Origin of the sequence: Streptomyces sp. NPDC005925, assembly GCF_040638805.1 — a bacterium.
Lineage (GTDB): Bacteria > Actinomycetota > Actinomycetes > Streptomycetales > Streptomycetaceae > Streptomyces.
Genome location: NZ_JBEXVL010000003.1, coordinates 207,487 through 232,461, shown reverse-complemented (window position 1 = coordinate 232,461; position 24,975 = coordinate 207,487). Strand labels below are relative to the sequence as shown.

General features: G+C 71.7%; 22 protein-coding genes, 2 tRNA genes and 2 pseudogenes. 12 read left to right on the top strand and 14 right to left on the bottom strand.

Annotated elements, in window-relative coordinates; genetic code table 11:
* The first annotated feature begins 123 nt into the window (after positions 1-123).
* Complete coding sequence (gene dcm / locus ABZ354_RS06280) at positions 124-1,425, top strand: DNA (cytosine-5-)-methyltransferase (RefSeq protein ID WP_358653513.1); 1,302 nt, start codon at positions 124-126, stop codon at positions 1,423-1,425.
* Here the strand turns inward: dcm and ABZ354_RS06275 are convergent.
* Both ABZ354_RS06275 and ABZ354_RS06270 read right to left on the bottom strand, forming a co-directional pair.
* Positions 1,405-1,866 (bottom strand): very short patch repair endonuclease, encoded by a 462-nt coding sequence (locus ABZ354_RS06275; protein WP_358653511.1) that lies wholly within the window; start codon positions 1,864-1,866, stop codon positions 1,405-1,407. The genes dcm and ABZ354_RS06275 overlap by 21 nt on opposite strands.
* A gap of 174 nt (positions 1,867-2,040) precedes the next feature.
* Positions 2,041-3,051, bottom strand: a complete 1,011-nt coding sequence (locus ABZ354_RS06270) for an SEC-C domain-containing protein (protein ID WP_358653509.1) — start codon at positions 3,049-3,051, stop codon at positions 2,041-2,043.
* Positions 3,052-3,410: 359 nt separating this feature from the next.
* Between ABZ354_RS06270 and ABZ354_RS06265 the strand changes: the two genes are divergently transcribed.
* Positions 3,411-3,641, top strand: a complete 231-nt coding sequence (locus ABZ354_RS06265) for a hypothetical protein (RefSeq protein ID WP_358653507.1) — start codon at positions 3,411-3,413, stop codon at positions 3,639-3,641.
* 201 nt (positions 3,642-3,842) lie between these two features.
* Positions 3,843-4,703, top strand: coding sequence for a fumarylacetoacetate hydrolase family protein (locus ABZ354_RS06260; RefSeq protein ID WP_358653505.1), 861 nt, complete (start codon positions 3,843-3,845; stop codon positions 4,701-4,703).
* A 29-nt stretch (positions 4,704-4,732) separates the two neighbouring features.
* On the opposite strand, the gene ABZ354_RS06255 is transcribed toward ABZ354_RS06260, so the two are convergent.
* The 3 genes from ABZ354_RS06255 to ABZ354_RS06245 form a co-directional block, all read right to left on the bottom strand.
* Positions 4,733-5,701 carry an LLM class F420-dependent oxidoreductase gene (locus ABZ354_RS06255; RefSeq protein ID WP_358653503.1) on the bottom strand — a complete coding sequence of 323 codons (969 nt, stop codon included), beginning with the start codon at positions 5,699-5,701 and terminating at the stop codon, positions 4,733-4,735.
* A gap of 193 nt (positions 5,702-5,894) precedes the next feature.
* Positions 5,895-6,398 carry a heme-degrading domain-containing protein gene (locus ABZ354_RS06250; protein WP_358653501.1) on the bottom strand — a complete coding sequence of 168 codons (504 nt, stop codon included), beginning with the start codon at positions 6,396-6,398 and terminating at the stop codon, positions 5,895-5,897.
* Positions 6,395-7,504, bottom strand: a complete 1,110-nt coding sequence (locus ABZ354_RS06245; protein ID WP_358653499.1) for a Gfo/Idh/MocA family oxidoreductase — start codon at positions 7,502-7,504, stop codon at positions 6,395-6,397. Before ABZ354_RS06245 ends, ABZ354_RS06250 begins: the two co-directional genes overlap by 4 nt.
* Positions 7,505-7,559: 55 nt before the next feature.
* Here ABZ354_RS06245 and ABZ354_RS06240 point away from each other — a divergent pair, with 55 nt between their 5' ends.
* From ABZ354_RS06240 to ABZ354_RS06215, 6 genes are all read left to right on the top strand, one after another.
* Complete coding sequence (locus tag ABZ354_RS06240) at positions 7,560-8,660, top strand: ROK family transcriptional regulator (RefSeq protein WP_358653497.1); 1,101 nt, start codon at positions 7,560-7,562, stop codon at positions 8,658-8,660.
* A gap of 346 nt (positions 8,661-9,006) precedes the next feature.
* On the top strand, positions 9,007-9,858 hold the full coding sequence (locus tag ABZ354_RS06235) for a hypothetical protein (RefSeq protein WP_358653495.1): 852 nt from the start codon (positions 9,007-9,009) through the stop codon (positions 9,856-9,858).
* A 164-nt stretch (positions 9,859-10,022) separates the two neighbouring features.
* Positions 10,023-10,802: an HAD-IIA family hydrolase gene (locus tag ABZ354_RS06230; protein ID WP_358653493.1), complete on the top strand. Its 780-nt coding sequence runs from the start codon at positions 10,023-10,025 to the stop codon at positions 10,800-10,802.
* 144 nt (positions 10,803-10,946) lie between these two features.
* Positions 10,947-11,717 carry a hypothetical protein gene (locus tag ABZ354_RS06225; protein ID WP_358653491.1) on the top strand — a complete coding sequence of 257 codons (771 nt, stop codon included), beginning with the start codon at positions 10,947-10,949 and terminating at the stop codon, positions 11,715-11,717.
* 2 nt (positions 11,718-11,719) lie between these two features.
* Positions 11,720-12,391, top strand: coding sequence for a class F sortase (locus ABZ354_RS06220; RefSeq protein WP_358653489.1), 672 nt, complete (start codon positions 11,720-11,722; stop codon positions 12,389-12,391).
* A 101-nt stretch (positions 12,392-12,492) separates the two neighbouring features.
* Positions 12,493-13,527 carry a glycoside hydrolase family 6 protein gene (locus ABZ354_RS06215; protein WP_358653487.1) on the top strand — a complete coding sequence of 345 codons (1,035 nt, stop codon included), beginning with the start codon at positions 12,493-12,495 and terminating at the stop codon, positions 13,525-13,527.
* A gap of 42 nt (positions 13,528-13,569) precedes the next feature.
* Here the strand turns inward: ABZ354_RS06215 and ABZ354_RS06210 are convergent, their stop codons facing one another.
* The 3 genes from ABZ354_RS06210 to ABZ354_RS06200 form a co-directional block, all read right to left on the bottom strand.
* Positions 13,570-15,507: a kelch motif-containing protein gene (locus ABZ354_RS06210; RefSeq protein ID WP_358653485.1), complete on the bottom strand. Its 1,938-nt coding sequence runs from the start codon at positions 15,505-15,507 to the stop codon at positions 13,570-13,572.
* Positions 15,504-17,531: a cellulose synthase catalytic subunit gene (locus ABZ354_RS06205; protein WP_358653483.1), complete on the bottom strand. Its 2,028-nt coding sequence runs from the start codon at positions 17,529-17,531 to the stop codon at positions 15,504-15,506. Before ABZ354_RS06205 ends, ABZ354_RS06210 begins: the two co-directional genes overlap by 4 nt.
* Before the next feature lie 536 nt (positions 17,532-18,067).
* Positions 18,068-18,141, bottom strand: a tRNA-Lys gene (locus ABZ354_RS06200).
* Between the two features lie 577 nt (positions 18,142-18,718).
* Between ABZ354_RS06200 and ABZ354_RS06195 the strand changes: the two are divergent.
* From ABZ354_RS06195 to ABZ354_RS06185, 3 genes and pseudogenes are all read left to right on the top strand, one after another.
* A pseudogene (locus ABZ354_RS06195) lies at positions 18,719-18,877 on the top strand (peptidoglycan-binding protein); the annotation flags it as partial.
* Between the two features lie 73 nt (positions 18,878-18,950).
* Complete coding sequence (locus tag ABZ354_RS06190; RefSeq protein ID WP_358653481.1) at positions 18,951-20,066, top strand: SPFH domain-containing protein; 1,116 nt, start codon at positions 18,951-18,953, stop codon at positions 20,064-20,066.
* 94 nt (positions 20,067-20,160) lie between these two features.
* A complete protein-coding gene (locus tag ABZ354_RS06185; RefSeq protein ID WP_358653479.1) occupies positions 20,161-20,766 on the top strand; it encodes a lytic polysaccharide monooxygenase in 606 nt (201 codons plus the stop codon).
* 187 nt (positions 20,767-20,953) lie between these two features.
* Here ABZ354_RS06185 and ABZ354_RS06180 read toward each other — a convergent pair.
* The 6 genes and pseudogenes from ABZ354_RS06180 to ehuB form a co-directional block, all read right to left on the bottom strand.
* Positions 20,954-21,027: transfer RNA gene (locus tag ABZ354_RS06180), tRNA-Lys, on the bottom strand.
* A gap of 144 nt (positions 21,028-21,171) precedes the next feature.
* Positions 21,172-21,420, bottom strand: a pseudogene (locus ABZ354_RS06175) (IclR family transcriptional regulator); the annotation flags it as partial.
* A gap of 361 nt (positions 21,421-21,781) precedes the next feature.
* Positions 21,782-22,558, bottom strand: a complete 777-nt coding sequence (gene ehuA / locus ABZ354_RS06170; RefSeq protein WP_358653477.1) for an ectoine/hydroxyectoine ABC transporter ATP-binding protein EhuA — start codon at positions 22,556-22,558, stop codon at positions 21,782-21,784.
* A gap of 10 nt (positions 22,559-22,568) precedes the next feature.
* Positions 22,569-23,219: an ectoine/hydroxyectoine ABC transporter permease subunit EhuD gene (ehuD, locus tag ABZ354_RS06165; protein WP_358653475.1), complete on the bottom strand. Its 651-nt coding sequence runs from the start codon at positions 23,217-23,219 to the stop codon at positions 22,569-22,571.
* Positions 23,216-23,917: an ectoine/hydroxyectoine ABC transporter permease subunit EhuC gene (ehuC, locus tag ABZ354_RS06160; RefSeq protein WP_358653473.1), complete on the bottom strand. Its 702-nt coding sequence runs from the start codon at positions 23,915-23,917 to the stop codon at positions 23,216-23,218. The genes ehuD and ehuC overlap by 4 nt, the downstream gene beginning before the upstream one ends.
* Entirely contained in the window at positions 23,917-24,837 is a 921-nt protein-coding gene (gene ehuB / locus ABZ354_RS06155) for an ectoine/hydroxyectoine ABC transporter substrate-binding protein EhuB (RefSeq protein WP_358653471.1), read from the bottom strand. Before ehuB ends, ehuC begins: the two co-directional genes overlap by 1 nt.
* Positions 24,838-24,975: the final 138 nt, after the last annotated feature.

The window sequence follows — 24,975 nt, the reverse complement described above, 5'->3', positions numbered from 1 at the left end:
CAGCGGGACTGGGAACGCTGGGCAATGGGAGACTCTTGGGTGTCAAGGTGCCGAGAGCCTGTACGTACACGTGGCTCTGGAAGCACTGGACGTCGGTTTTGAGTCACTTCCGGGAGGAGCGCCATGCGCCCCAGCGGCCGCGAGCGTCCGCAGTTCACCTCGCCACTGACCTCCGTCGAGATCTGCGCGGGGGCAGGAGGGCAAGCTGTTGGGCTGCACCACGCAGGGTTTGATCACTCGGCTCTGGTCGAGTGGGACGCGTATGCGGTTGAAACCCTCAAGGCGAACGTCGGGGGGTGGCCGGGATGGAGCGAGGAACGCGCCAAGTCCCTGAATCCTATGGACGTCAAGGATTTCCTTGACTCTCCTGAGCGTAAAGGGCTGGGCATCCCCAGCGGCGAGCTAGACTTGCTTGCCGGCGGCGTTCCCTGCCCCCCGTTCTCCCTCGCAGGGAAAAGGCTGGGGGAGGATGATGAGCGAGATCTTTTCCCCGCAGCGCTGAAGATCATCGAGAAAATGCGCCCAAGAGCTGTGATGATCGAGAATGTGCGAGGCATTCTTGAGCCGCCTGAGGTGTTCATTGACTACCGCAGGAGGATCCTTGGCACCCTTCGTGACTATGGCTACCTTGTGCCGAGGATCGAGGATCACTGGTCGGCTGAGAAGCAAGATTATGTGATGCGTAGTGTCTGGCGAAGGGTGGACGCGAAATTCTTCGGAGTTCCGCAGCTCCGACCGAGGGCTATTCTTGTGGCGATCCGTAGGGACGCGGTGGAAGGTGGGCCAGCGGAATTCCAGTGGCCCCTCCGAGTCGCTGGAAGAGGCTCCGCCGTGGTTGACGTCCTGGCCGAAAGCATGGAAAAGCGATGCCGAGATTACTGGGATAAGAATAAGCGCGGAAGGCGAGCCCGGCAGCGAGAGCGCACGGGTGAGGCTGTCTACCGCGACTGGCATCGGGCCGCTCTGCAAGCCAAGGAGGCCGGCCGGGGGATCGCCCCGACCCTGGTTGGCGGATCGCGCAAGCACGGCGGTGCCGACCTTGGCCCTACCAGGGCTAAGCGTGCATGGGAGGCGCTGGGCGTGGATGCCATGGGCGTCGCCAACGATCCGGACGCATGCGATCCCGAGCGTGATCTCTTCAGGCCGGCGGGGCCGATGCTGACGGTCCAGCAGACGGCCATGATTCAGGGATTCCCGCCGGACTGGGACTTCCAGGGCAAGAAGACGGCACGGTACCGCCAGGTGGGGAACGCGTTTCCCCCACCGGTTGCTGAAGCGGTTGGCAGGGCAATCGCTGCGGTACTGCGCCCCGAGCATCGGAAAGACTTGCTCGACGGGTATGTGATGGACACCGGTGAAGACGAAGCACCGGAGGCCCGGGCCGAGCAAATGTCATTTTCGGTGTCAGGGTTTACGCGAGCCTGACCGGCGTTCAGCAATAGTCGCTGCGATGTGCTGGGCACATATTTCAGATGGCTCGTGCTCCCAGAACCGGAGTGCGAGCCATCCCGCGTCCTTGAGGCGCTGATCAGTGTCGCGATCCCTCTGGACGTTACGCAGCACCTTCTCCGACCAGTAGCCCGGGTTTGTTCTCGGCGGCACATAGTGTTCCGGGCAGCCATGCCAATAGCAGCCATCGATGAAAACTGCCACTTTCGCAGGTCGGAATACCATGTCTGCCGTGCGGCGCAGGTCAGAAATCGGACGCGCCGATACGCGGTAGCGCAGGCCCTGGGCGTGCACGAGCCGACGAATCAGGATCTCGGGCTTCGTGTCACGGCTGCGAATCGCCTGCATATTGCGTCGGCGGGCCGCTGATGAGGCCCAGGAACCCACTGGAGCGTTCCACTCGAGGTCTTCAGACACACCACAGAGCGTAGTCCTTGCCCGCGACGGACTGGCACAGGAGCTCTGGAGGCAGGGCCTTTCCCAGGGTCCCGTGATATCGGACTTCAGCTCTCCCGGCGTGCGCGACGCTAGCGGGCGTCCGCCCACGCCGGGAGTGCCCAGCGGCTGCCCGCGAAGAGGCAATGTTCGGGGCTAAGCCCCATGGCAGAAGCCGTACGCCCGCCCCGACCCGCACCAGCACTCCGCCCCCCGCTGCGGCGGCCACGGCGTTGCGCGACCGCGGGCCGCCAGAGTCGTCGCGTACTGCGGGAGCAGCGCCGTGTCCGTGGGGGAGGCGCCCTCCGAGGCTGCGAAGGCCTCGTAGGAGGGGACCGTGCCCGTGACGATGCCCAGGTTGGGGGTGCCGGAGGCGGCGAGTTCGCGCAGGGACTGTTCTATGGCCGCCAGGTGGGACGCGTGGGACGGGTACTCCGCCGACAGAGCCGGGTACGCCTCCAGGAGTTCACTCAGTTCGTCCGCCGGCCAGTGCAGGACGGCGACCGGGAACGGACGGGAGAGGGCCTCGCGGTAGGCGCCCAGTTCCGCGCGCAGGCGCAAGATCTCCGCCCGCAGCTCCGCCGGGTTCTCCGAGCCCAGGGACCAGACGCGCTTCGGATCGTGTAGCTCGTCCAGGGACACCGGGAGCGTGTGCAGGGTGTCCGCGAGGGCGTCCCACTCGTCGTGGGTCACGCCCAGCATGCGGCGGACGCGGTGGCGGCCGAAGAGGAGGGCGTGCGTCGGCCGCGGGGGTTCCGCGGCGTCCGCCAGGAGCAGCTTCGCGCCCTCCGTGAACGTCTCGTGCGCCGCCTCCAGCTCGTCGTGCGACTCCAGGGCCTCCGCGACGATCACCCACGCCGCCGGGTCCCGCGGGGACGCCGAGCGGACGCCCGCGATGATCGCCCTGGCCTCCGCCTCGTGGCCGTACTCCCACAGGTTCGACGCCTTCAGCGCCCGCACCAGGACCGGGTTCTCCAGGGTGTCCGACGACGACAGCAGGCGGTCGTAGAGCGCGGTCGCCGCCGGGCGGTCGCCGGCCAGCTCCAGGTGGGCCGCGGCCCGCAGCAGCAGGGCCTCGGCGTCCTCCGGGTGCAGGCCGACGGTTCGCTCCAGGCGGGCCGCTTCGGCGGAGTGGTCGACGTTCTCGGCAGGCGTGTCGGGGCGCATGGGTGACACCGTACTGCCGCCCGGTGACATACGTGAGGTATCCGCAGGCCGGCCGCCCTCCGCGACCGACTCGGAGACCTGCCTCCACCGCCTCGCCATCGCCTCGCCACGACGTCGTCACCGCGCTGCCACCACCCCACTGCGCCGCTCGACTGCTCCTCTGCGCTACGCCGGGTCCTCGCGACCCCGCGGCCCTGCGCTCCGCGGCCCTGCGGCTCTGAGGCCTCGCGCGACGCCGGGTCCTCGCGGCCTCGCGGGCCGCTGTTCGGCGCCGGTGCCGCCGCTGCCGCGATCACCGGCCGTCCGCCGCGACCACTGGCGGGCCGGGGCGGCGGGCGGACGCGGTCAGGGGCGGCGGGGTGTTCGGGGCCGCCGGGCTCGTCCACGTCGCGCTGTTCGTGTTCGTCGCGGTCGTCGCCGCCTTCCGGTACGGCCGCACCAGGCGGACGACGGCCGCCGCCCCGGCCGTGCCGGCGGCGGGCGGGGAGCGGATGCTGGGGCTCGGCGCGGTGGGCCGGGTGGGGCCGTCCATGTCCTCCTTCAGCCGTCGGGCTGCGCTGCCGTACCGCCGGCCGCCGCACCGTACGTGATCACCGGCGCGACGTGGAGCGCCGTCGAGCGTGCCGTGCTGTACCCGTGCGCACCGTGCCGGGGCGTGGTCCAGCCCGTGAACAGGGCGTTGCGGGCCGGACGCGTCTCTTGAAGGATCGGCCGGGTCTGCCGACGGCCGCGCCCGCCGCACCGGGTCGTACGTCGCCGGCGGGCGACCGCGATCGAGGGAGATGGTGCTCATGAAGCTGCTGCGAGTCGGTACGGCGGGGCAGGAGCGGCCCGCGCTGCTCGACGACGGGGGCACTCTGCGCGACCTGTCCGGGCTGGTACCGGACATCGACGGCGCGTTGCTCGCGGACGGCGCGGCGCTGGAGCGGATCCGCGGCGCGGCCGACGCCGGTGAGCTGCCCGTACTGGACGGCACCGGGGTGCGGACCGGGCCGCCGCTGGCGCGCATCGGCAAGATCGTGTGCATCGGGCTGAACTACCACGACCACGCCCGCGAGGCCGGCGCCGAGCCGCCCGCCGAGCCCGTGATCTTCCTGAAGGCGCCGGACACGGTGGTCGGGCCGTACGACACGGTGCTCGTGCCGCGCGGCTCGGCGAAGATTGACTGGGAGGTCGAACTCGCGGTCGTCGTCGGCCGTACGGCCCGCTGCCTAGGCTCGGCGGAGGAAGCGCTCGCGCACGTCGCCGGGTACGCGGTCGCGCACGACGTGTCCGAGCGGGAGTTCCAGATGGAGCGGGGCGGGACCTGGGACAAGGGTAAGAACTGCGAGACCTTCAACCCGCTCGGGCCGTGGCTCGTGACCGCCGACGAGGTGCCCGACCCGCAGTCTCTCGCGCTGCGGCTGTGGGTCAACGGGGAGCTGAAGCAGGACGGTACGACGGCCTCGCAGATCTTCCCCGTCGGCGAAGTCGTGCGGTACGTCAGCCGGTTCATGACGCTGTATCCGGGTGACGTCATCAACACCGGTACGCCGGCCGGGGTCGCGATGGGGCATCCGGAGCCGAAGCCCTACCTGCGGGCCGGGGACGTCGTCGAGCTGGAGGTCTCGGGGCTGGGGCGGCAGCGGCAGGAGGTGAGGGACGCGTCGTAGGGCCCGCGGCGCCTGCCGACGCCGAGGTCTCAGGCCAGGAGCGACGCCAGCCTGCGCCATTCCTCCCTCGGGAGGGACTGGCGTGAGGCCTCGTTGATCACCTGGAGCGCGACGTGGTCGGCGCCCGCCGCGTGGAACGTGGCGATGCGGTCCCGGACACGGGACTCGCCGCCCCACGCGAACACCGCGTCCACCAGGCGGTCGCTGCCGCCGCCGGTCAGGTCGTCCTCGGTGAAGCCGAGCCGCAAAAGGTTGTTCGTGTAGTTCGGCAGGGCCAGGTACAGAGCCAGCACGTCACGGGCCAGGGCGCGGGCGCGGCCCGCATCCGGGTCCAGGATCACCTTCAGCTCGGGGGCGAGCAGTGGGCCGTCGCCCAGGATGCCGCGGGCCCGCGCCGTGTGCTCGGGCGTGACCAGGTACGGGAGCGCGCCGGCCGCCCGGTCCCGGGACAGCTCCAGCGTCCTCGGGCCGAGGGCGGCCAGCGCCCGGCGGTCCGCGGGCACCCCGGCGCCGTCCAGCGCGTCGAGGTACGCGACCAGGGCCGAGTACGGGCGGCGGTACTGCTCGGCCAGCTTGGCGTGGCTCACACCCAGGCCCAGCACGAAGCGGCCCGGGTGGGTCGCCTCCAGTTCCGCGAAGGCCGCCGCGGTCGTGTCGGGGCCGTACTGCCAGATGCTCTGGATGCTGGTGCCGACGACGATGCGCGAGGTCGCGTCGAGGAGCGGGCGCGCGTTCCCGGTGGAGCTGCTGCCGCCGAGCCATACGGCGCCGAAGCCGAGGTCTTCCAGCTCGGCGACGGCGTCGGCACGCTCGGCGCGCCCCTCCGCGTCCTCGGCGCGCAGGCCGGCACTCCAGATGCCGTGGCGTCCGACCGTCTCCTTCAGGCCCGTTTCCTTCAGACCCGTTTCCTTCGGACCCGTTTCCTCCGGGCCCGTGGTGCCGGGAGTCCGGGCCGGGGTTCGGGCCGGGGTTCCTGAGGTGCCCGTGGTGCCGTTCATCGGTGCCGATCCCTCCGGTGGGGTGCAGTGCCGCCGTGTCCGGCGAGCGCCGTGTCCGGCAGCCGCCGTACGCCGTGACCGACGGTCGTCGTCCACCACGTCCCAACCGGAGGGCGGCGCCGGATAATCCCGCCGGTCCCCGTCCCTTCCCGGTCCCCGTCCCTTCCCGGTCCCCGTCCCTTCCCGGTCCCCGTCACTTCCTGTGGAGGAACCGCTCCAGTGCCTCCACGACGAGGCGGTGGTCCTCCAGCTGCGGCAGACCGGACACCGTCACCGCGCCGATCACGCCCACGTTCTCGACGGTGATCGGGAAGGAACCGCCGTGCGCCGCGTACCTGTCGGGGTCGAGCCGCGAGGACTCCTCGAACGTCGTGCCCTTGGCCCGGTACCGGGCACCGACCAGGTACGACGCGCTGCCGTAGCGTTCCACCACCCGGCGTTTGCGGGCGATCCAGGCGTCGTTGTCCGGGGTGGAGCCGGGCAGGGCGGCGTGGAAGAGCTGCTGGCCGGCGCGGTGGATGTCGACAGCCACCGGGGCCTGCCGCTCCCGGGCCGTCTCCACCAGCAGCGAGCCGAGCGCCCAGGCGTCGTCGTGGGTGAACCGCCGGAAGACCAGACGGTGTTCCTGCGCCTCCAGTTCGCCCAGGGTCGGGACGGTCTCGGTGCCGGGGCTGCGCACATCGCGGTCGCGGGTCACAGCGTCACCACCCGCTGCTCGCGGGCCGAACGGCGGGCCGCCTCCAGTACGTCGAGCGTCGCCGCGGCCTCCCCGGCGGTCACCGGGTTGGGGCCGCCGGCGCGGAGGGCGTGCGCCACGGCCGCGTAGTAGGCGGGGTAGTCGCCCGGCAGGGTCGGTTCGGCGCGTCCACCGCCGGTCGGCGGGGATTCGCCGGCGCCGACGCGGCCCCACAGCGACTCGGGCTCGGTGCCCCAGCCCTCCTCCCCGTCACGCCCCGGGCGCCGGCCCTCGCGCAGGGCGGCCTCCTGCGGGTCGAGGCCGTACTTGACGTAGCCCGCCTGTGAGCCGAGCACCCGGAAGCGCGGGCCGAGCTGCGCGGTCGTCGACGAGACGTGCAGGTGGGAGCGGACGCCACCGACGTGCGTCAGCGCGATGAACGTGTCGTCGTCCGTCTCCGCCCCCTCCCGCCGGACCACCGTCTCCGCGTACACGGACGCCACGGGGCCGAACAGGACCAGCGCCTGGTCGACGACGTGGCTGCCGAGGTCGTACAGCAGACCGCCGATCTCCGCAGGGTCGCCGGACTCGCGCCAGCCGCCCTTGAGCCGCGGGCGCCACCGCTCGAACCGCGACTCGAACCGCCATACGTCGCCCAGCCCGCCGTCGGCCAGCAGCTTGCGCAGGGTCAGGAAGTCGTTGTCCCAGCGGCGGTTCTGGAAGACCGACAGGAGCAGCCCCCGGTCCTCGGCGAGGGCGGCCAGCTCGCGCGCCTCGGCCGCCGTGCCCGCGACCGGCTTGTCCACGACGACCGGCAGACCGGCCTTCAGGGCGGTGGTGGCGAGCGGGACGTGCGTCTTGTTCGGGGACGCGACCACGATCAGGTCGAGATCGCCGGCGCGGGCGAACAGCTCGTCCGGCGACGCGGTCACGCGCACGTCCGGGAACTCGGCTCGTGCCCGCTGCTGCCGCTCGGGGTTCGAGGTGACCACCGTGTCCAGGGCCAGGCCCTCGGTGGCGGCGATCAGCGGCGCGTGGAACACGGAGCCCGCGAGGCCGTAGCCGACCAGGCCGACGCGCAGGGGGCCGCCGGGATGCCGGGGGGTGCCGGGGGGAGTACCAGTCATGCGACCACTTTGGCAACCGTGTTGCCAAAGTGCAAGCAGGGCCGAGAATGGGTGGGTGAACAGGACGAACGACGGCGGCCACCCGCTCGCCCCGCGCAGCCACAATGCCGCGCTCGTGCTCGACCTGCTGCGCGCGGCGGGCACCGGGGGCATCAGCCGGCTGGAACTGGCCGAGCGGACCGGCCTCACCCCGCAGGCCGTCAGCAAGATCACGGCGCGGCTGCGGGAGGACGGCCTGGTGGCGCGGGCCGGACAGCGGGCCTCCACGGGCGGCAAACCGCGCACGGTGCTGCGGCTGGTGCCGGACGCCGGGCACGCGGTGGGGCTGCATCTCGACCGCGACGAACTGCGGGCGGTGCTCGTGGATCTCGACGGCGCGGTGGTGGGCCGACGGCGGCGGCCACTGGACCTGGGGGGCGGGGCGGACGCCGTGGTGGGCGAGGCGGCCCGCGAGACCGAGGCGCTGACCGGCGGCGCGGGCCGGCCCCCGGTGCTCGGCGTGGGCGTCGCCCTTCCCGGGCCGCTCGATCATGTGCGGGGTGTGACGCAACGGGTGACCGGGTTCCCCGAGTGGGACGGCTTCCCCCTGCGGGACGCGCTGGCACGGCGGCTCGGGGTGCCGGCCGTCGTGGACAAGGACACCAACGCCGCGGCACTGGGGCTCGCGGCCGGGGGAGAGGGCGGGGGCGGTTCCTCCTTCGCCTACCTGCATCTCGGTACGGGGCTCGGTGCCGGTCTGGTGATCGGCGGGACCCTGCACCGGGGGGCGCGGACCGGGGCCGGGGAGTTCGGGCACCAGGTCATTCAGCTGGACGGGCCGCTGTGCGGGTGCGGGGAGCGGGGGTGCGTCGAGGCGCTGTGCCTGGCCGCCGTGGCGCGGGGCGAGACGGGGGAGGCGGCGCGGGTCCTGGGCGCCGGGGCCGCCAACCTCGTCGGACTGCTCGACATCGACCTCGTCCTGCTCGGCGGGCGGACGGTGGCGGGGGCGCCGGGGGAGTTCGTGCGGGGCGTGGGGGCGGTGCTGGAGGCCCGGGCCCGCAGGGAGGGGCGGGCGGAGGGCGCGGTGCCGGTGAGGGTCGCCGGCGGCGGGGAGTGGGGGGTCGCGGAGGGGGCGGCGCAGCTGGTGCTGGCGCCGGTGTTCGGGCGGGGGGCGTGACGCGCCGGGGGCGTGCGCGGGTTGGGGGACGTGCGCGGGCTCGGTGGCGTGACGCTCCGGGAGCGTGGGCCCCCACGCGTCACCCCCTCGCCCCACACCCCGACCCGTCCGCCGGTCCACCCCTGACCTGTCCGTCCCTGACCCGTCCGCCGGTCCGCCCTGACCTGTCCGCCGGTCCACCCCTGACCCGTCCAACGGTCCGCCCCGCCCCGTCCGGACATCCGCCCCGCCCCGAAGACGCACCGCCCACCCGGTGTACGCGCGCGTCCGCCGATCGGGCGCACCTCGGCCCGGCCCCGGAGCGGCGCCGGGCCACGACTCCCGGGGTCGGCAGACTCACCTGTTCATGCGATTGTCGACGTTTCTGCGCCTCGTTCTCGCCGCGGCCACCCTCGTCCCGCCCGTGGCCGCGGCCGTGGCCGGAACCCACGCCCCGCCGCGTGACCCCGGCGCGTCCTGCGCGGCCGACGGCCGAACCTTCCCGCTCACCACCCGCATCCACGGCGGCCCCCGGTCCTACGAGGCGGGCGGCCGCCCCGGCACCTGGTTCCTGGACCTGACGAACACCACCGGCCGGACCTGCGAGGACGTCCACCCCGTCGTCGTACTCGTCGACGCCAAGCGTGCCCTGCGCGCCTCCCAGGCACGGCTGGAGTTCTACGCCGGGGGACGCCCGCGTGCCGTACGGCTCGAAGCGACCGACCGGGACGAACTCGTCGGTGCCTTCGCCACCGGCGCCGCCCCCGGCCTCACCGTCGGCCCCCGCCAGACCCGCACCGTGACCGTCCGGCTGTCCGTCACCTCGGACGCCGTCGCGAACGACGTCACCGCCACCGCCGCCGTGGTGCAGCGCCGAGGCGACGACGGCGACTGGATCGGACAGTCCGGCGACTACCGCTTCCGCATCGTCCGCGCGGGCACGCCGCCCCTCCCCGACGCGACCGCGACCGGGACCGAGTCCCGCGACGACGGGGGCGTCGACGTCGGGCCCGACGCCAGTGGACTCCCGCCACGCGGGGACGAGTCCGCTCCGCCCACCGCCCCCGGGGTCCTGCCGGGCCGCCGGCCGCCGGCCGACGAGCTCGCCCTCACCAGCGGCACCCGCCTCTCCCGGGCCCGTACCACCCTGGCGGTCGCCGCGCTGCTCGCCGCCCTGGGCTGCACGTTCGTATACCTCCGCGGACGGCTACGGCGCTGACGCACGGCCGTGGCCGGTCCCCGGCGGGAGCCCCGGGGCCCGTCGGACTCGGTCTGATTAGGCTGGGGCACCGGCGCGCCGGTACGCCGTGGTCCCGGTGCCCGACGCCCGCCCTGTCCGTACGAAGGGACGAACGCACGCCCGCACGCCAGGAGTCGGAACACATGGCAGACCGCAAGCCCATCGCGTCGTGGCTCACCGACATGGACGGGGTGCTCATCCACGAGGGTGTGCCGATCCCCGGCGCCGACGCCTTCCTCAGGAAACTCAAGGACGCCGAACGGCCCTTCCTGGTCCTCACCAACAACTCCATCTACACGCCCCGCGACCTGCACGCCCGCCTGCGCCGCATGGGCCTGGACGTGCCGATCGAGAACATCTGGACGTCGGCGCTGGCCACCGCGCAGTTCCTGGACGACCAGCGGCCGGGCGGCTCGGCGTACGTCATCGGCGAGGCCGGGCTCACCACGGCGCTGCACGACATCGGCTACATCCTCACCGACCACGAGCCCGACTACGTGGTCCTCGGAGAGACCCGCACGTACTCCTTCGAGGCCATGACCAAGGCCGTACGGCTCATCAACGGCGGCGCCCGCTTCATCTGCACCAACCCCGACGAGACGGGCCCGTCCGCCGAGGGCCCGCTCCCGGCGACGGGCGCGGTGGCCGCCCTCATCACCAGGGCGACCGGCAGGCAGCCGTACTTCGCGGGCAAGCCGAACCCGCTGATGATGCGCACCGGCCTCAACACCATCGGCGCGCACTCCGAGTCCAGCGCGATGATCGGCGACCGGATGGACACGGACGTACTGGCCGGCATGGAGGCCGGGATGCAGACGTTCCTGGTGCTGACCGGGCTGACCCGGCCCGAACAGGTCGACGCGTTCCCGTACCGGCCCTCGGAGGTCGTGGAATCGATCGCGGACCTGGTGGACCGCGTCTGAACTCTCAGGCGGTCCTCCCGCCTCACAGCGGGCCCGCCGAAACCTGTCCCCCGGCATGCACCACCCACATGGCGCAGCCCCCGGCCCCGCCGGGATGCGGGGCCGGTCCGCCGGGAGGAACCTCCAGATATCTGGAGGTTGACGATGGGTTCTCTGAAAGTCACGTTCTGTACGGGGCTCCTGGCGGCCGCCGCTCTCACCCCGGCGGCGTCCCCGGCGTACGCGGCCTCCCCGGCCCTGGTCTCCCCGGCGCTCGCGAACGACGACGCGTCGGGTCTGACCGTGACCCCCAGGTCACCGGAGCCCGGCTCCGACGTCAGGCTCCGCGTGGCGGACTGCGCGGAACGCACCGCGATCGTCGTCTCGACGGTGTTCGTGGCGGACGTCCGGCTCACCGCCTCCGAGGGCGGACTCACCGGTGAGAGCCGCATCCGCTCCACGGTCGGGGCCGGCACCTACGACGTGCGGGTGGCCTGCGGCGGCAGCGGCCGCATCGGCACGATCACCGTCGGGAAAGCGCGCGAACGGCAGCCACGACAGCAACCCGACCCCGTACGCCCGCCGAAGCCCGAGAAGCCTCCCCAGCCCGAGAAGCCGCCCGCGCCCGAGAAGCCGCCCGGGCTCGACAAGCCGCCCAAGCCCGAGGAGCCGGCGAAAACCGAGCAGCCGGCGAAGTCCGCGGCACCCGCACACCCCGACCCCGCACGCCCCGTGCGTTCCGGTGTCCCCGCGTCCCCCGTCGCCCCCGTGGAAGCGGGCGGTGGCGGCACGGCGAGGCTCGCCGCCGCCAAGTCCCATGAGGACAGGACCGGCCCCGGCACGGTCCACGTGGTGACCGGCCTCGTCCTCGCGTCGGTCGCCGCGGGGGCTGTCGCGCTCGGCGGTGTACGCCGCCGGAGCCGCAGACCGGACTGACCATGTCCGACCACGACCACGAGCATTCCGCCGGCGGCGGCCGGCTGCTGACCGGCCTCGCCTGGGCGGTGCTGCTGCTCGCCCTGTGGCTGTGGGGCCGCGAGGCGACGGAGGTCCGGCAGGGCGCGCCCGGGACGGCCACCGGAGACATGGCGGCGGTGGGCCGCCCGCCGGGTTCCGGACTGCCCCGTGGCGCCCAGCCGTTGGCCGGAGCGCTGCCGCAACGCCTCGACATCCCCTACCTGGGCGTGCGCGCGCCGGTCGTGGCTTCCGGCATCGACAGCCGGGGCGCACTGCGAGCACCGCCGTTCGACCGCCCCGGCGTCGTCGGCTGGTACGCGGCCGGTGTCACCCCCGGCGAGGCCGGCACGGCGCTGCTGGTCGGCCACGTCGACACCGAGACCAGGCCCGCCGTCTTCTACAAGGTCAGCGCGCTGAAGCCGGGCGCGCGGATCCGCGTGGTCCGTGACGACGCCCGGGTCGCCGAGTTCACCGTCGACGACGTGCGGGTTCTCCCCCGGGACCGCTTCGACGCCCGGCAGGCGTACGGGCCGCGGAGTGCGGGGCGGGCCGAGCTGCGGCTGATCACCTGCGGCGGCGGCTTCGACCGGGCGAGCCGCAGGTACACGGCGAACGTGGTCGTCTCGGCGTACCTCACCGGCCCGGTCCGGTGACCGGGTGCCGCAGGGTACCCACGGCCCCGTGACGGTCCGGCGGACGGTGCGCGGCCGTGTGCCAGGATGGGAATTCGGGATGGTGCACCAAGGGGGAACGGATGTACGGCGGCAGGGGGGGAATCGCCACGGGCGGCACGCGGGCGGCCGCGCTGGCGCTGGGGGCGGCACTGCTGGTGGCGGGTTGTTCCGGCGGCGACAAGGGCGGGGCGCAGGACGAGACCGGCGCGGCCGGTATCACCCAGAGGCCCGCGGGAACCAGCCCGTTCTGGGTCAACCCGGACGGTACGGCGGCCCGTCAGGTCGCCGGCTACGAGAAGGCCGGCAAGCAGGCCGAGGCCGACAAGGTCCGGGAGATCGCCGAGCAGCCGGTCGCCGAGTGGGTCGGCGCGGAGCGGCCCGAGCAGGAGGCCCGCGGCTTCACCGGGGCCGCCGCGAAGGCGGGCCGTACCGCGCTCCTCGTCCTCTACAACATCCCGCACCGCGACTGCGGCCAGTACTCGCGGGGCGGCGCCGCCGACGGCAACGCCTACCGGGCCTGGACCGACGCCGTGGCCAGGGGCATCGGGGACCGCCCGGCGACGGTCGTCCTCGAACCGGACGCGGTCCTGCACCTGGTGGACGGCTGCACCCCGGGCGAGTACCACGAGGAGCGCTACGACCTCCTCAAGGACGCGGTCACCAAGCTCACGGCCCTGAAGAACACGAAGGTCTACCTGGACGCGGGCAATGCCGGCTGGGGCAACCCCGACCAGATCTTCGAGCCGCTGAAGTGGGCGGGCATCGACCGGGCCGACGGCTTCGCGGTGAACGTCTCGAACTTCTACGGCACCGACGAGTCCGTCGCGTACGGCAGGAAGCTGTCCGCGAAGGTCGGGCGCAAGCACTTCGTCGTCGACACCAGCCGCAACGGCAACGGTCCGTACACCGAGGGCGACCCGGGCGAACGCTGGTGCAACCCGCCGGGCCGGGCCCTCGGCGAGACCCCGACGACGAAGACGGCGGACCCGCTGGTCGACGCGTACCTGTGGGTCAAGCGGCCGGGCGAGTCCGACGGCGAGTGCAAGGGCGGCCCGAAGGCGGGCCAGTGGTGGCCCGCCTACGCGCTGGCACTGGCGGAGGCTTCACCGTCCTAGAGGCTCCCCGAGGGTTCCGAGGGCGCCCCGAGCAGCACACGCCTAAGGCACCCGCACCCACTGAGCCCTGCTCGGCACACCCTGCCCGTCCGTCACGAACAGCATGTACCAGCCCGACGGGACGAGGTTCCGGTTCGTCGGCACGGTGACCGTCACCTTGTCCCCGGACACCCGGAAGTCCAGCGCGACGGACCGCTGGTCGACGTCGGTGACATGGGTGGAGGCGCTGGGCCGGATCAGCCGCGCCTGCCGCACCGACGATGCCTGCGCCGAGCTGAACGTGCCCGTCCCGCCCCGCGCGACGGTCCGCGGCCCGCCGGACAGCGACGGCCGCTGCCCCCGGTAGAGGTACGGCGGCGTGTAGATCTCGATGCGCTGGTCGAACTCGCCCGGCTTGGTGTCGGCCTCGTCCGCGTACAGCGGGTCGGAGCCGAAGAACATCACGCGCCCGTCGGGCAGCAGCACGGACCCGGAGTGGTAGTTGCGGCCCACCAGCGGATCGGCGACGCGCTCGAACGCGTTCCGCTTCGTGTCGTACAGCCGCGCCTGAAGGATGTCGGAGCCGCCGCGGCCCCGGTAGTCCTCCGAGCCGCCGGACACCAGCACCGAGTCGTCGGGCAGCACCGACACCTGCGGGTAGCGGGTGCCCTTCTCCAGCGACGGCCCGTCCACGAACTCCGGTGCGTCCGCCGCGAGATCGACGATCCGCGTCTTCTCACTCGACCGCTGGGACTCGCCGACCCCGCCCCCGCCGATCACCATGTACGTCTGCTTCTGCGCGGGCGGCAGCAGCACCGTGCCGGACGTCTCCAGCAACGCCGGATCGCTCAGCCCGGGAATCTTCCGGAACGTGTTGGTGCCCACGTCCCACACGCCCGGGTCGCGGCCCACATTGTCCGGCCCGTAGCCCGCGTTGGACCCCGAGTAGAACAGCTTGCCGTTCTGCGTCAGGAACAGCGCCGGGTACGTGGGGAACTGCCGTAGCTTGTCGGTGTACTCCCACGTCCGGGTCTTCGGGTCGAACACCTCGTTCTTGCCGGGGACCAGCTGGCCGATGTCGTCCAGACCGGAGACGCTGAGAACGCGGCCGTCGCTCAGGGTGGTGAGCGTCGGATACCAGCGGGCCTCCTTCATCGGGTCGACCTTGATGTACTTCTCCGCCACCGGGTCGAATTCGTAGGCGTCCCGGATCCCCTGGAAATCCTTCTTGTCCAGGGCGAGCTTCTGCGCCATCCCGTACGTGTTGCGCGCGTCGGCGCCGGACAGGCCCTGGATCCGGTAGTTGTCCTGGGTGCCCGTCTCGTGCCGGGCGCCCTCCTGCTGCGCCTCGACGTAGATCCGGCCGAGCCCGGGGTCGTTGCGCACGAACACGCCGGTCACCGGGTCGAAGACCTTCTTCGCGCGCGGCACGAGCACCGGGTCCTTCGACACGAAGGTCTTGCCGTTCCGCTTGCCGGTGAACTTGGTGCCCGCGGGCAGCGTGATCGGCCTGTCCGGATTCTCGTTGTGGACGATCATCAGGCCGCCGGCCTTCTCCACGTCGCCCTTGAGTTTCTCGTACCGCTTGGTGCCGCCCGCGATCAGCAGATTGCCGTTCGCCAGCTGGGTGTGGCCGGTGCAGAACAGGTCGGTCGGCGTCGGCACCTTCTTGACGGTGCCCTTGACGGGGTCCCAGATCCGGGTGTCGTACCGCTTCGCGTCGAAGTTGTCCTGGTTGTTGCCCGAACCCGCCACGAGCAGCACCTTCCCGGTGCGAAGCAGCGCCGCGTGGATGGTGTTCTGCCGGTATTCCTCCGGGAATTCGACGATGTCCCAGTGGCCGTTCTCGGCTTTGTACTCGGCCTTGTTGATCTGGTACTGGTGGTATTTCTCGGAGCCGAAGCGGTAGAGCCACGGCCCGTTCGTCCCGGCCAGCGCGACTACCACCGCGGTGCCTATCGCGAAACGACGGGCCCTGCGGCGGCCGGCACGGTCTTTCATTCCTTACGTCCCCCAAGTCCGTCCAGGGTGATCTGCATGGTCTGTTCGGACGGCGCCGGGTCCGGCGCGGCACGCACGGACCGCTGCTGCGGCATCTGCGGCGCGGACGTCCGGGGCGGCTGCGGCCCCTGCGGCGTGTGCGCGGCGTGGGCGGCCGGCCGCTTCTTCCCCCGCCGCGCCCCCCTGCGCTCCTTCCGCAGCCCGTGCCGCCAGACGAGGACCGGCGTCGCGGTGATCAGCAGGGCGAACGTCGCCCAGATGATCATGGCGGGGTGTGCGTGGCCGTAGACGAGACCGGCGGCGATCGAGCCGCCGAAGACGGCGACGAAGTACCAGTGGTAGCGGAACGTCGCGAACCACCGGTCCGGGCTCGCCGAGTCGCCCTTGGGCGTGACCACGAACTTGCTCTTGCGGCGCAGCGCGGAGTCGATCAGCGCCTTCGCGTACAGCGGGGCGGACAGCGCGGACATCACCATGCCGGCGACCCCGCCGGAGCCCTCCGGCTCGTGCGGCGAGACGTTGTGGCGGCGGTTCCAGACGTACAGGCCGATCTGGAGGGCGGAGGCGTTGCCGTAGAGCATCAGCCAGACCGCCGGGTCGATGTTCACGCCCGACGCACCGAGCCCCAGGAACAGTGCGCAGCTCAGCGCGGCCAGGATCCAGTTCAGGGCCGACATCGGATAGAAGATGATCATCATCGTGTAGTTGAAGAGCTTGCCCGGCGGCAGCGAGTACCAGCCCTTCCAGTACTGCTTGAGGATCGTCTCGTACGTCCCTCGTGACCAGCGCATCTGCTGGGTGAAGAAGTCCGTCCAGGCGCTGGGGCCCTCGCCGACGGCGAGCACGTCCGGGGTGTAGACCGAGCGCCACTTCTTCCCCGTCGCCGGATTCTTGTGGCGGTGGATCTCGAAGCCGGTGGCCATGTCCTCGGTGATCGAGTCGTACAGCCCGCCGATCTGTTTCAGGGCCGGGATGCGTACGGCGTTGGAGGTGCCGACGAACATGGGCGCGCCGTACTTGTTGCCGGCCCGCTGGATCAGCGCGTGGAAGAGGAACTGCTGCGACTCGGCGGCCTTGGTGACGAAGTTGTCGTAGTTGCCGTAGACCTGCGGGCCGATGACGAAGCCGACGTCCGGGTCGCGGAAGTAGCCGAGCATCCGCTCCAGGTAGTTCGGCAGCGGCACGTGGTCGGTGTCGACGGAGGCGAAGAAGTCGTAGGCGTCGCCGTGCGCGTCGAGCCAGGCGTTGTAGTTGCCGTGCTTGGTCCTGGCCCGGTGCGGGCCCTTGGCCTGGTTCCACTTCGCGACTCCCTTGCGGGAGAAGTGGTGCACGCCCAGCCGCGCGCAGACCTCCTTCACCCCCGGGTCGTCGCCCTCGTCGAGGAGCCAGACGTGCACGAGGCCCCGGTGCCGGATCTTCACCGCGGCCTCCAGGGTCTTCGTCACCATCTCCAGCGGCTCCTTGCCGGGCACGAAGGAGGTGAGGAAGGCGACGCGCGTGCCGGTCTCGGGCACCACCGGGACCGGGTCGCGGGCGACGAGGGTGGCGTGCGCGTTGGACAGGACGTTCATGCACCGGAAGAACTCGATCAGGCCGATCGACACGAGCATCACGACGTCGAGGGCGGGCAGCCAGTCGAACGCGGGATAGTCGCGCTCGGTCCAGTGCGCGGGCTGCAGCAGCCAGAACAGCAGCACCAGGGAGAGCACCGGGGCGGCGGCCAGCATCAGCGCGACGCGGATGCGGTGCGGCTCCTGGGAAATCAGCGAGCGGTACTGCACCCGGTACGGCGTGCCCGGGCCGGGCTGGGTGAGGGGCCCCGCGAGCCGGCTGTAGTGCTCGTAGTCGTAGCGGGGCAGGGCCTTCCTGATCCTGCGGAACGTCCCGGTGTTCCCGCCGCTGCCGCTGCCGCTGCCGCTGCCGCTGCTGTCTGCGTGGTCTCCGCCGCGGTGCCAGGGCACCCGGAGCTGGGTGGTCGGGGACGGATCGTGGTCCGGTCCACCGCCCGCCGGTGTCGGCGTCATGAGTCATCCCCCCACACGCGGGTCAGTGCGTGTATCGGTCGCTTCCACGCGGGTCAGTGCGTGTATCGGTCGCTTCCTGCCGCCCGCGCCGAGCACCCCTCGACCCTTCACAGACGTATCGGTGGTGGGCCGCTGTCACCACGTCATCGACACATTTTATAGACATGGCAAAGCTACCTTCCGGTTGCATGATGCCCGTCTCGGCATCCGGCCGGAAACAGGGCTTCTCGCCCCGTGGCCTCACCCGGCAACCGGCTGTCCGTCCCCAATCGCCGCGGCCCCGCGGCGTCGTGAGGGGCCAGGTTTCTACGGTGTCCGTCTTGATCACAAGGGCGGATCGCGGTGCCGGTCGGTTCCGGTGGAGCAGGCGTGTCCGGGCGCGGCTCGCTCTTTCTTACGGGCGGCCGGCGCGTCCGGTTCAACGAGGCCCGGCTCGGGAACGCGCCCGGCGGCCGTGCTCTCCCGTGCCGTGGCGCGAACATAGCCGGTCACACGACGGCGGGCCCCTCGTTCGCACGAGGGGCCCGCCGTATCGGTGCGCCGCCAGGGACTCGAACCCCGGACCCGCTGATTAAGAGTCAGCTGCTCTAACCAACTGAGCTAGCGGCGCGTGACGAGAGAACTCTACCGGACGCCGACGGGTGCTCCGCACCGCGCGCACGCGCGAGGGGCGACCGGAACCCCGCTCTCCTGGACCCGGTTGCCGCGGGGAGCGCGCGCCGGCGCCCGAGCGGGGCGAAAGGGGCCGGGGCACGGCCGCGGAACGGGCGTCGCGTCCATCGTTCGGACCGTCAGCATGCGCGTCGGGAGGACGGTTGCGAAACTGATCACGTGCATCCGCAGGGACATTTCCCATGGACATGTGAAGGTCATCGCATGGAGGCTCCGGCATTCGAGGAATTCGATCCGGCGAACGACTGCGACTGCCCCGGTTGTGTTGTCCGGCGGTGTGTTCCGCCGTATGTCCCGGACGGACGCGCCACCGGTCGCCCGGCGGTGCGGCGGACCGCCGAGGCGGCCGCCGCGTCCGCCACGGCACCCGGCGCGGGTCACGCGGCACCCGCCCTGGCCGCCGAGACCGTCCTGCCCCCGAAGGAACTCCAGCCCGGCGACATTCTCCTCTTTCACCACGCGCCCGACCCCGAGGACGGCTCACATGTCGTCATCTTCGGCGGCTGGACGGACCACAGAAGGGGTTCGGCAGGCACTGCACGAGAGGTCCGGGCTCTCGCTGGACCGAGGCCGGCCGGCGCAACGTCGAGGCGTTCCAGCGCGCCCAGGGCCGGCACGGTGGAGCGGCGGACGGCTACCCGGGCCCGGAAACCTGGCGCCGCCTGTTCGCCTGACTCATCCCACCCCCTTCCTCACCACCCCCTCATCCCTGTTGTGACGCATCTGGCGCGGAGGCTGGAAGCACGCATGAGCACGACCACGTCACGGACGCCCGAGCCCGACGGCTTCGCCGAGGGGCCGGTACGGGCCGCCCGGCTCATCCAGAACGAGTCGACCACCGAGATCCCGGTCCACCTGCTGTTCCGCGACGAACCCGACCAGACGCCGGTGCCCGTCGAGACCACCGTCGTGGCACGCCGGTACGGCACCGGGGAACAGCCGCGGACACGGGCCCACGGGCCGGCGCGGCCGGTGCCCGGGACGGACCCCGGCCTCACGGAACACCCGGCCCGGGTGCTGCCGGGTGCCGCCGGGGTGCTCGCCGGGGCGGGCGGGCTGGCCGGGGGAGCGGTCACCGCGTGGTGGGCGGGAGCACTGCCGGCCCTCGCGGTGCGGGCGCTGGGGCTGCCGGCGCAGGTGGGCGCCGGGCTCGGCCCCGCGCAGTGGGCGGCGTTCGCGGGCGCCGGGGCGCTGGGCCTGGTCGGCTTCGGCGGCCTGGCCCGGGGCCTTACCGGGCGGGCGTGGGTGCTCGGCCTGTTCGGCCGGTACCGGGGGACCGTACGGCGGACCGGACTGATGTGGGTCAACCCGCTGCTGCTGCGCCGCCGGGTGGACGTACGGCTGCGGCACTGGCGCGGACATCCGATGCCGGCGGCGGACGGCGACGGGGTCGCGTTGCGCGTGGTGACGCTGGTGGTGTGGCGGGTGCGGGACACCGCGCGGGCCACGCTGGGCGTCGAGGACCACGAGGCGTATCTGCGCGAGTGCGTCGAGGCGGCGCTCGCCCGGGTGCCGGTGCAGCCGCCGGGTGGCGCGCGGGGCGGGCCGGACGCGGCCGGGGAGGCGCTGACGCGGCTGGTGGCGGCGGAGACGGCGCCGGTCGGCCTGGAGGTGTTCTCGGTACGGCCGGTCCGGGTGGAGTACGCGCCCGAGGTGGCCGCCGTCATGCACCGGCGCCGGCTCGCGGAGCTGGACGCGCGGCAGCGGGCGAGTGTCCTCGGTTCGGTGGTGGACTCGGTGGAGGACACGGTGACCCGGCTGACCTTGCGCGGACTGGTCGACCTGGACGACTACGAGCGCAAGGTACTGGTGAAGGACCTCACGGTGGCGTTCTGCTCGGGGCGTGGCGAAACCGGCCCGTGATTGGTATGGACATGTTCAACTCTCGGCAATAATCTGAACTTGGTCTAGACCTGCACGGCTCATGACATCCCCCACGTTCACCTGGAGCGGCAGCATGCGCACACGGACCAAGTTGTACGCAGCCGCGGTGGGACTGGCCACGACCGGAGCGCTCGTGCTCTCCTCCGGTGGTGCCAGCGGCCACGGCTACACCGATCTCCCCCTCAGCAGGCAGAAGATGTGCCAGAACGGCATGGTCACCAACTGCGGCAACATCCAGTGGGAGCCGCAGAGCGTCGAGGGCCCGAAGGGCTTCCCGTCGGCAGGACCGGCCGACGGCAGGCTCTGCTCGGCGGGCAACGCGCCGTTCGCCCAGCTCGACAGCCCGCGGACGCCCTCGGGCGGCGCCTGGCCCACCACCCGCGTCACGGGCGGCCAGAACTACACCTTCCGCTGGCAGTTCACCGCGATGCACTCCACGACCGACTTCAAGTACTTCGTCACGAAGCCGGGCTGGAACCAGGACCACGCGCTGTCCCGCTCGGACCTCAACCTCACCCCGTTCCTGACGGTGCCCTACGGCGGTCAGCGTCCGCCGCAGACCCTCTCCCACAGCGGACAGCTGCCGTCCGGGCTGAGCGGGCACCACGTCATCCTCGCGGTGTGGACGATCGCCGACACGGCCAACGCGTTCTACGCCTGCTCCGACGTCACGTTCTGAACGCCCGTCGGACACGGTCCGCCGATCCGGGGAGGGTCACAGCATCCGGACCCCGGCCCGGCAGGGACGCGGCGGTGACCACCCACGGGTTGCTCGTCGCCGGAGTTCCCTCCACCACTGGCTGACCACGCCCGGCCCGTGAGAAACGCCGAGGGGCCTCTCGCTCCCACGAGAGGCCCCTCACCGGTGCGCCGCCAGGGACTCGAACCCCGGACCCGCTGATTAAGAGTCAGCTGCTCTAACCAACTGAGCTAGCGGCGCATGACTCCCGCCGTCCGCTCAAAGCGGTGGGCGACGACCAAAATAATACCTGGTCCCCCGGGGTGCTCCTGACCGCCGGGGGTGAGGGCCGAGGGCGGTCCACCGGGGCGGGCCGCCCGGATCGGGCGGGGCGGGCGACGTGGGTCACAGTGCCAGGGACAGCAGTACGGGCGCCGCGTTGCGGTGGAGGGTGACCGCCGCGTCGCGCAGCCGGTGGAGGTGTCGCAGCGGCAGCGACACCGCCAGGCAGCCCGCGGCCGATCCGGTCGAACCGGCCGGCAGGGGCACGGCCGCGCACACCGTGCCGACCGCGTACTCCTGGATGTCCAGCGTCGGCGCCGTCGCCGGGCGTGACTCCAGGCGGGACAGCAGCAACGGGCCGTCGGTGATCGTGCCCAGGACGCGCCGGGTGTCCTGGACCGAGTGGTGCGGCACGATCGGCTCGTTCTCCCGCGCCACGGTTCCCCCTGCGCTCGATCGGTGCCGTGCGATCACCGCCCCCGTCGGGGAGCGGCTTTCGTCCCTTCGGTCCCGCTCCACCGTAACGGGCAGGAGGCCCGCGAAGACCGGCACCGGCCGATGTCCGCGAGCCACCGACCGGGTCGCGCCACCCCGGCACATGCCGCTGTCATGCCCCGTATCATCCTCACGTCCCGGCGCCACCCTCACGTCCCGGCGCCGGCCTCCGGGACGGGGCGGCCACCTGGGGAGGGTGTGGTCGCTGGGGGCGGCGCGTTCGCTCACCGTCATGCGCTCACAGCACGGCGCTGAGGAACTCCCGCGTCCGGTCGTGCTCGGGTTCGCTGAAGATCTTCTCCGGGGAACCCGCCTCGATGACCCGGCCCGCGTCGAACATGAGGACCTGGTCGGAGATGTCCCGCGCGAAGTTCATCTCGTGCGTCACACAGAGCATCGTGATGTCCGTGGAACGGGCGATGTCCCGCAGCACGTCCAGCACGCCCGCGACCAGCTCCGGGTCCAGTGCGGAGGTCACCTCGTCCAGCAGCAGCACCTGCGGCCGCATCGCCAGCGCCCGTGCGATCGCCACCCGCTGCTGCTGACCGCCGGACAGCTGCGCGGGGTGCTTGTCGACGTGCTCGGTCAGGCCGACCAGCTCCAGCAGCTCGCGGGCACGCTCGTCGGCCTCGTCCCTCGACATGCCGAGGACGGTGACCGGGGCCTCCGTGATGTTCCGCAGGACGGTCATGTTCGGGAACAGGTTGAACTGCTGGAACACCATCCCGATCTTCTTGCGTATCTCGCGGACCTGCTTCTCGGGCGCCGGGAACAGCTGCTCGCCGTCCACGGTGATTCTGCCCTCGTCGGGCTTGAGCAGCGTCATCAGCAGCCGCAGGATCGTCGTCTTGCCGGAGCCGGACGGGCCGATCAGCGTGACGTGCTTGCCGGCGTCCACGGAGAAGTCCAGGTTGTCCAGGACCGTGTGGTCGCCGAACCGCTTGGTGACCCGCTCCAGACGGATCAGCTCGGTGCCGGCGCTGCGGCCGGGCCCGGCGGGATTCTTCTCGGGCATGAGGGGGGCGTCAGTGGACAAGGCGTCGCTCCAGGGATCGCAGGGCAAGGGAAGCCAGGTAGGAGATCACGATGAAGGCCACGCCGATCACCGTGACGGGCTCGGTGAACCGGAAGGTCTGCTGCGAGAACAGCCGTGCCTCGCCGAGCATCTCGAGGACGGTGATCGCCATCAGCATCGGCGTGTCCTTGAGCATCGAGATCACGTAGTTGCCGAGCGCCGGCACCACGCGGCGTACCGCCTGCGGCAGGATCACCGCGGTCCAGGTCCGCCGCAGCGGCAGGTTCAGCGCGGTGGCGGCCTCCCACTGGCCGACCGGCACGGCCTCGATGCCGGCCCGGTAGACCTGCATCGTGTACGTCGAGTAGTGCAGCCCGATCGCGAAGACGCCGGTCATCAGCGCCGAGAAGGTCAGACCCCACTCGGGCAGCACGTAGAACAGGAAGAACAGCTGCACCAGCAGCGGCGTGTTGCGCACGAACTCCGTGACGGCGCCCACCGGCCAGCGCACCCAGCGGCTCGGCGCCCGCATCAGCAGCGCCCACACCAGGCCCAGCGCGAACGAGATCAGCGAGCCGAGCACCAGCGCCTGCAGCGTGACCAGCAGACCGTCCCAGAAGTACGGCATGAAGTCGGAGACCGCGCTCCAGTCCCAGTTCACGAGACACCACTTCCCTCGGGGACGCGCACGGCGGCGGTCTTCTTCTTCGGCGCCTTGCCGACCCGCGCCTTCAGGCTCTTCTCCAGGCCGCGCATCAGCCGCGTCAGCAGGAAGGCGATCACGAAGTAGATCAGCAGGATGTACGTGTAGATCTCCGCGCTCTCCTGGAGCGCCAGGCGCACCAGGTTGCCGCTGAACGTCAGGTCGCCCATGCCCATGACCGACACCAGCGCGGTGCCCTTGAGCAGCTCGACCAGCAGGTTCGAGAACGGCGGGATCATCTCCGGCACGGCCTGCGGCAGCAGGATCAGCTTCATCCGCTGCCAGGGCGAGAAGCTGAGGGCGATGCCGCCCTCCCGCTGCGCCGGGTCGACGGCGCTCAGGGCGCCGCGCACGATCTCGGAGCCGTACGCGCCGTACGTCAGGCCGAGGGCGAGGGTGCCCGCCCACAGCGGCACCAGCTGCCAGCCGAAGGCGATCGGCAGCACGAAGAACACCCAGAAGATCATGACCAGGGCGGAGGTGCCGCGGAACACCTCGGTGTAGAGACCCGCGAGGAAGCGGACGATCCACAGCCGGTGGGTGCGCGCGACGCCGACCACGAAGGACACCGCGGCGCCCAGCAGCGCGCTGAACACCAGCAGCTGGATCGTGACCCAGACGCCCTTCAGTACGAGTTCCCAGAGTCCTGACGTCATCAGCCGCAGAGCTCCTTCGCGGTCAGATCCGTCATCTCGTCCTTGGTGAAGCCGAAGGGCTCGAGGACGCGGAGCAGCTCGCCGCTCTTCTTCATCCTCCGCAGCTCGACGTTGAACGCGTCGCGCAGTCTCGTCTCGGTCGGGCGGAAGGCGAAGGCGCCCCCGTCGACGTGCGGCTTGCCGTCGACGGTCGGCTTGAAGGGTTCGGTGACCTCGGCCTTCGAGGACTTCCTCACCACTTCGCGGGTGGTGAGCGCGGTACCGGCGAAGACGTCGACCCGGCCGGCCTCCACGGCGTTCAGCCCGGCGACCTGGTCCGGCACGATCAGGATGTCGCTCTCCTTGTAGCCGGCGTCGACCGCGTACTGGATCTCCGCATAGCCGGTACCCGTGGCGAATTTCGCGCCCTTCTTCACGACGTCCTGGTAGTTGTGCAAACCTTTCGGGTTGCCCTTCCGGACGATGAAGGCATCGAGCATCTGATAGTCCGGGTCGGAGAAGATGACCTGCTCGCAGCGCTCGGGGTTGACGTACATCCCGGCGGCCACGACGTCGAACTGCTGCGAGTTCAGGCCGGGGATGAGCGAGCCGAACTCGGTCGGCACGGGTTGCACCCGGTCGACCCCGAGCCGCTTGAAAATGGCCCTCGCCAGTTCCGGAGCCTCGCCGGTCAGCCTGCCGTCCGTGTCGATGTAGCCGAAGGGAATCTCGCCGGCGATGCCCAGGCGTACGACGCCCGCGCCTCGCAGCCGGTCGAGCAGATCGCCGCCGTCCGTGCCGCTCGCAGTGGCCACCCGGCTGCAGCCCGCGGCGCCCAGCGCGCCGAGCGCCGCGACCCCCGCGAGCAGCGACCGGCGTGTCGGTCCCGGAGGACCCGCAATGTTCTCGCCAATTTTTGATGCTCTGTGTGGTGGAGCCATGGGCGCGCGACTACCCCGGGGCACGCGTTCCATTCATACCGGCCACGAGGAGCCGCGCGACCGGGCGACGGGCGGGGTCTCATCGGCCCAACGCGGCGTGCGAGGCGCGGGGAGACCGCGGAACCTCGCGCCCCGCAC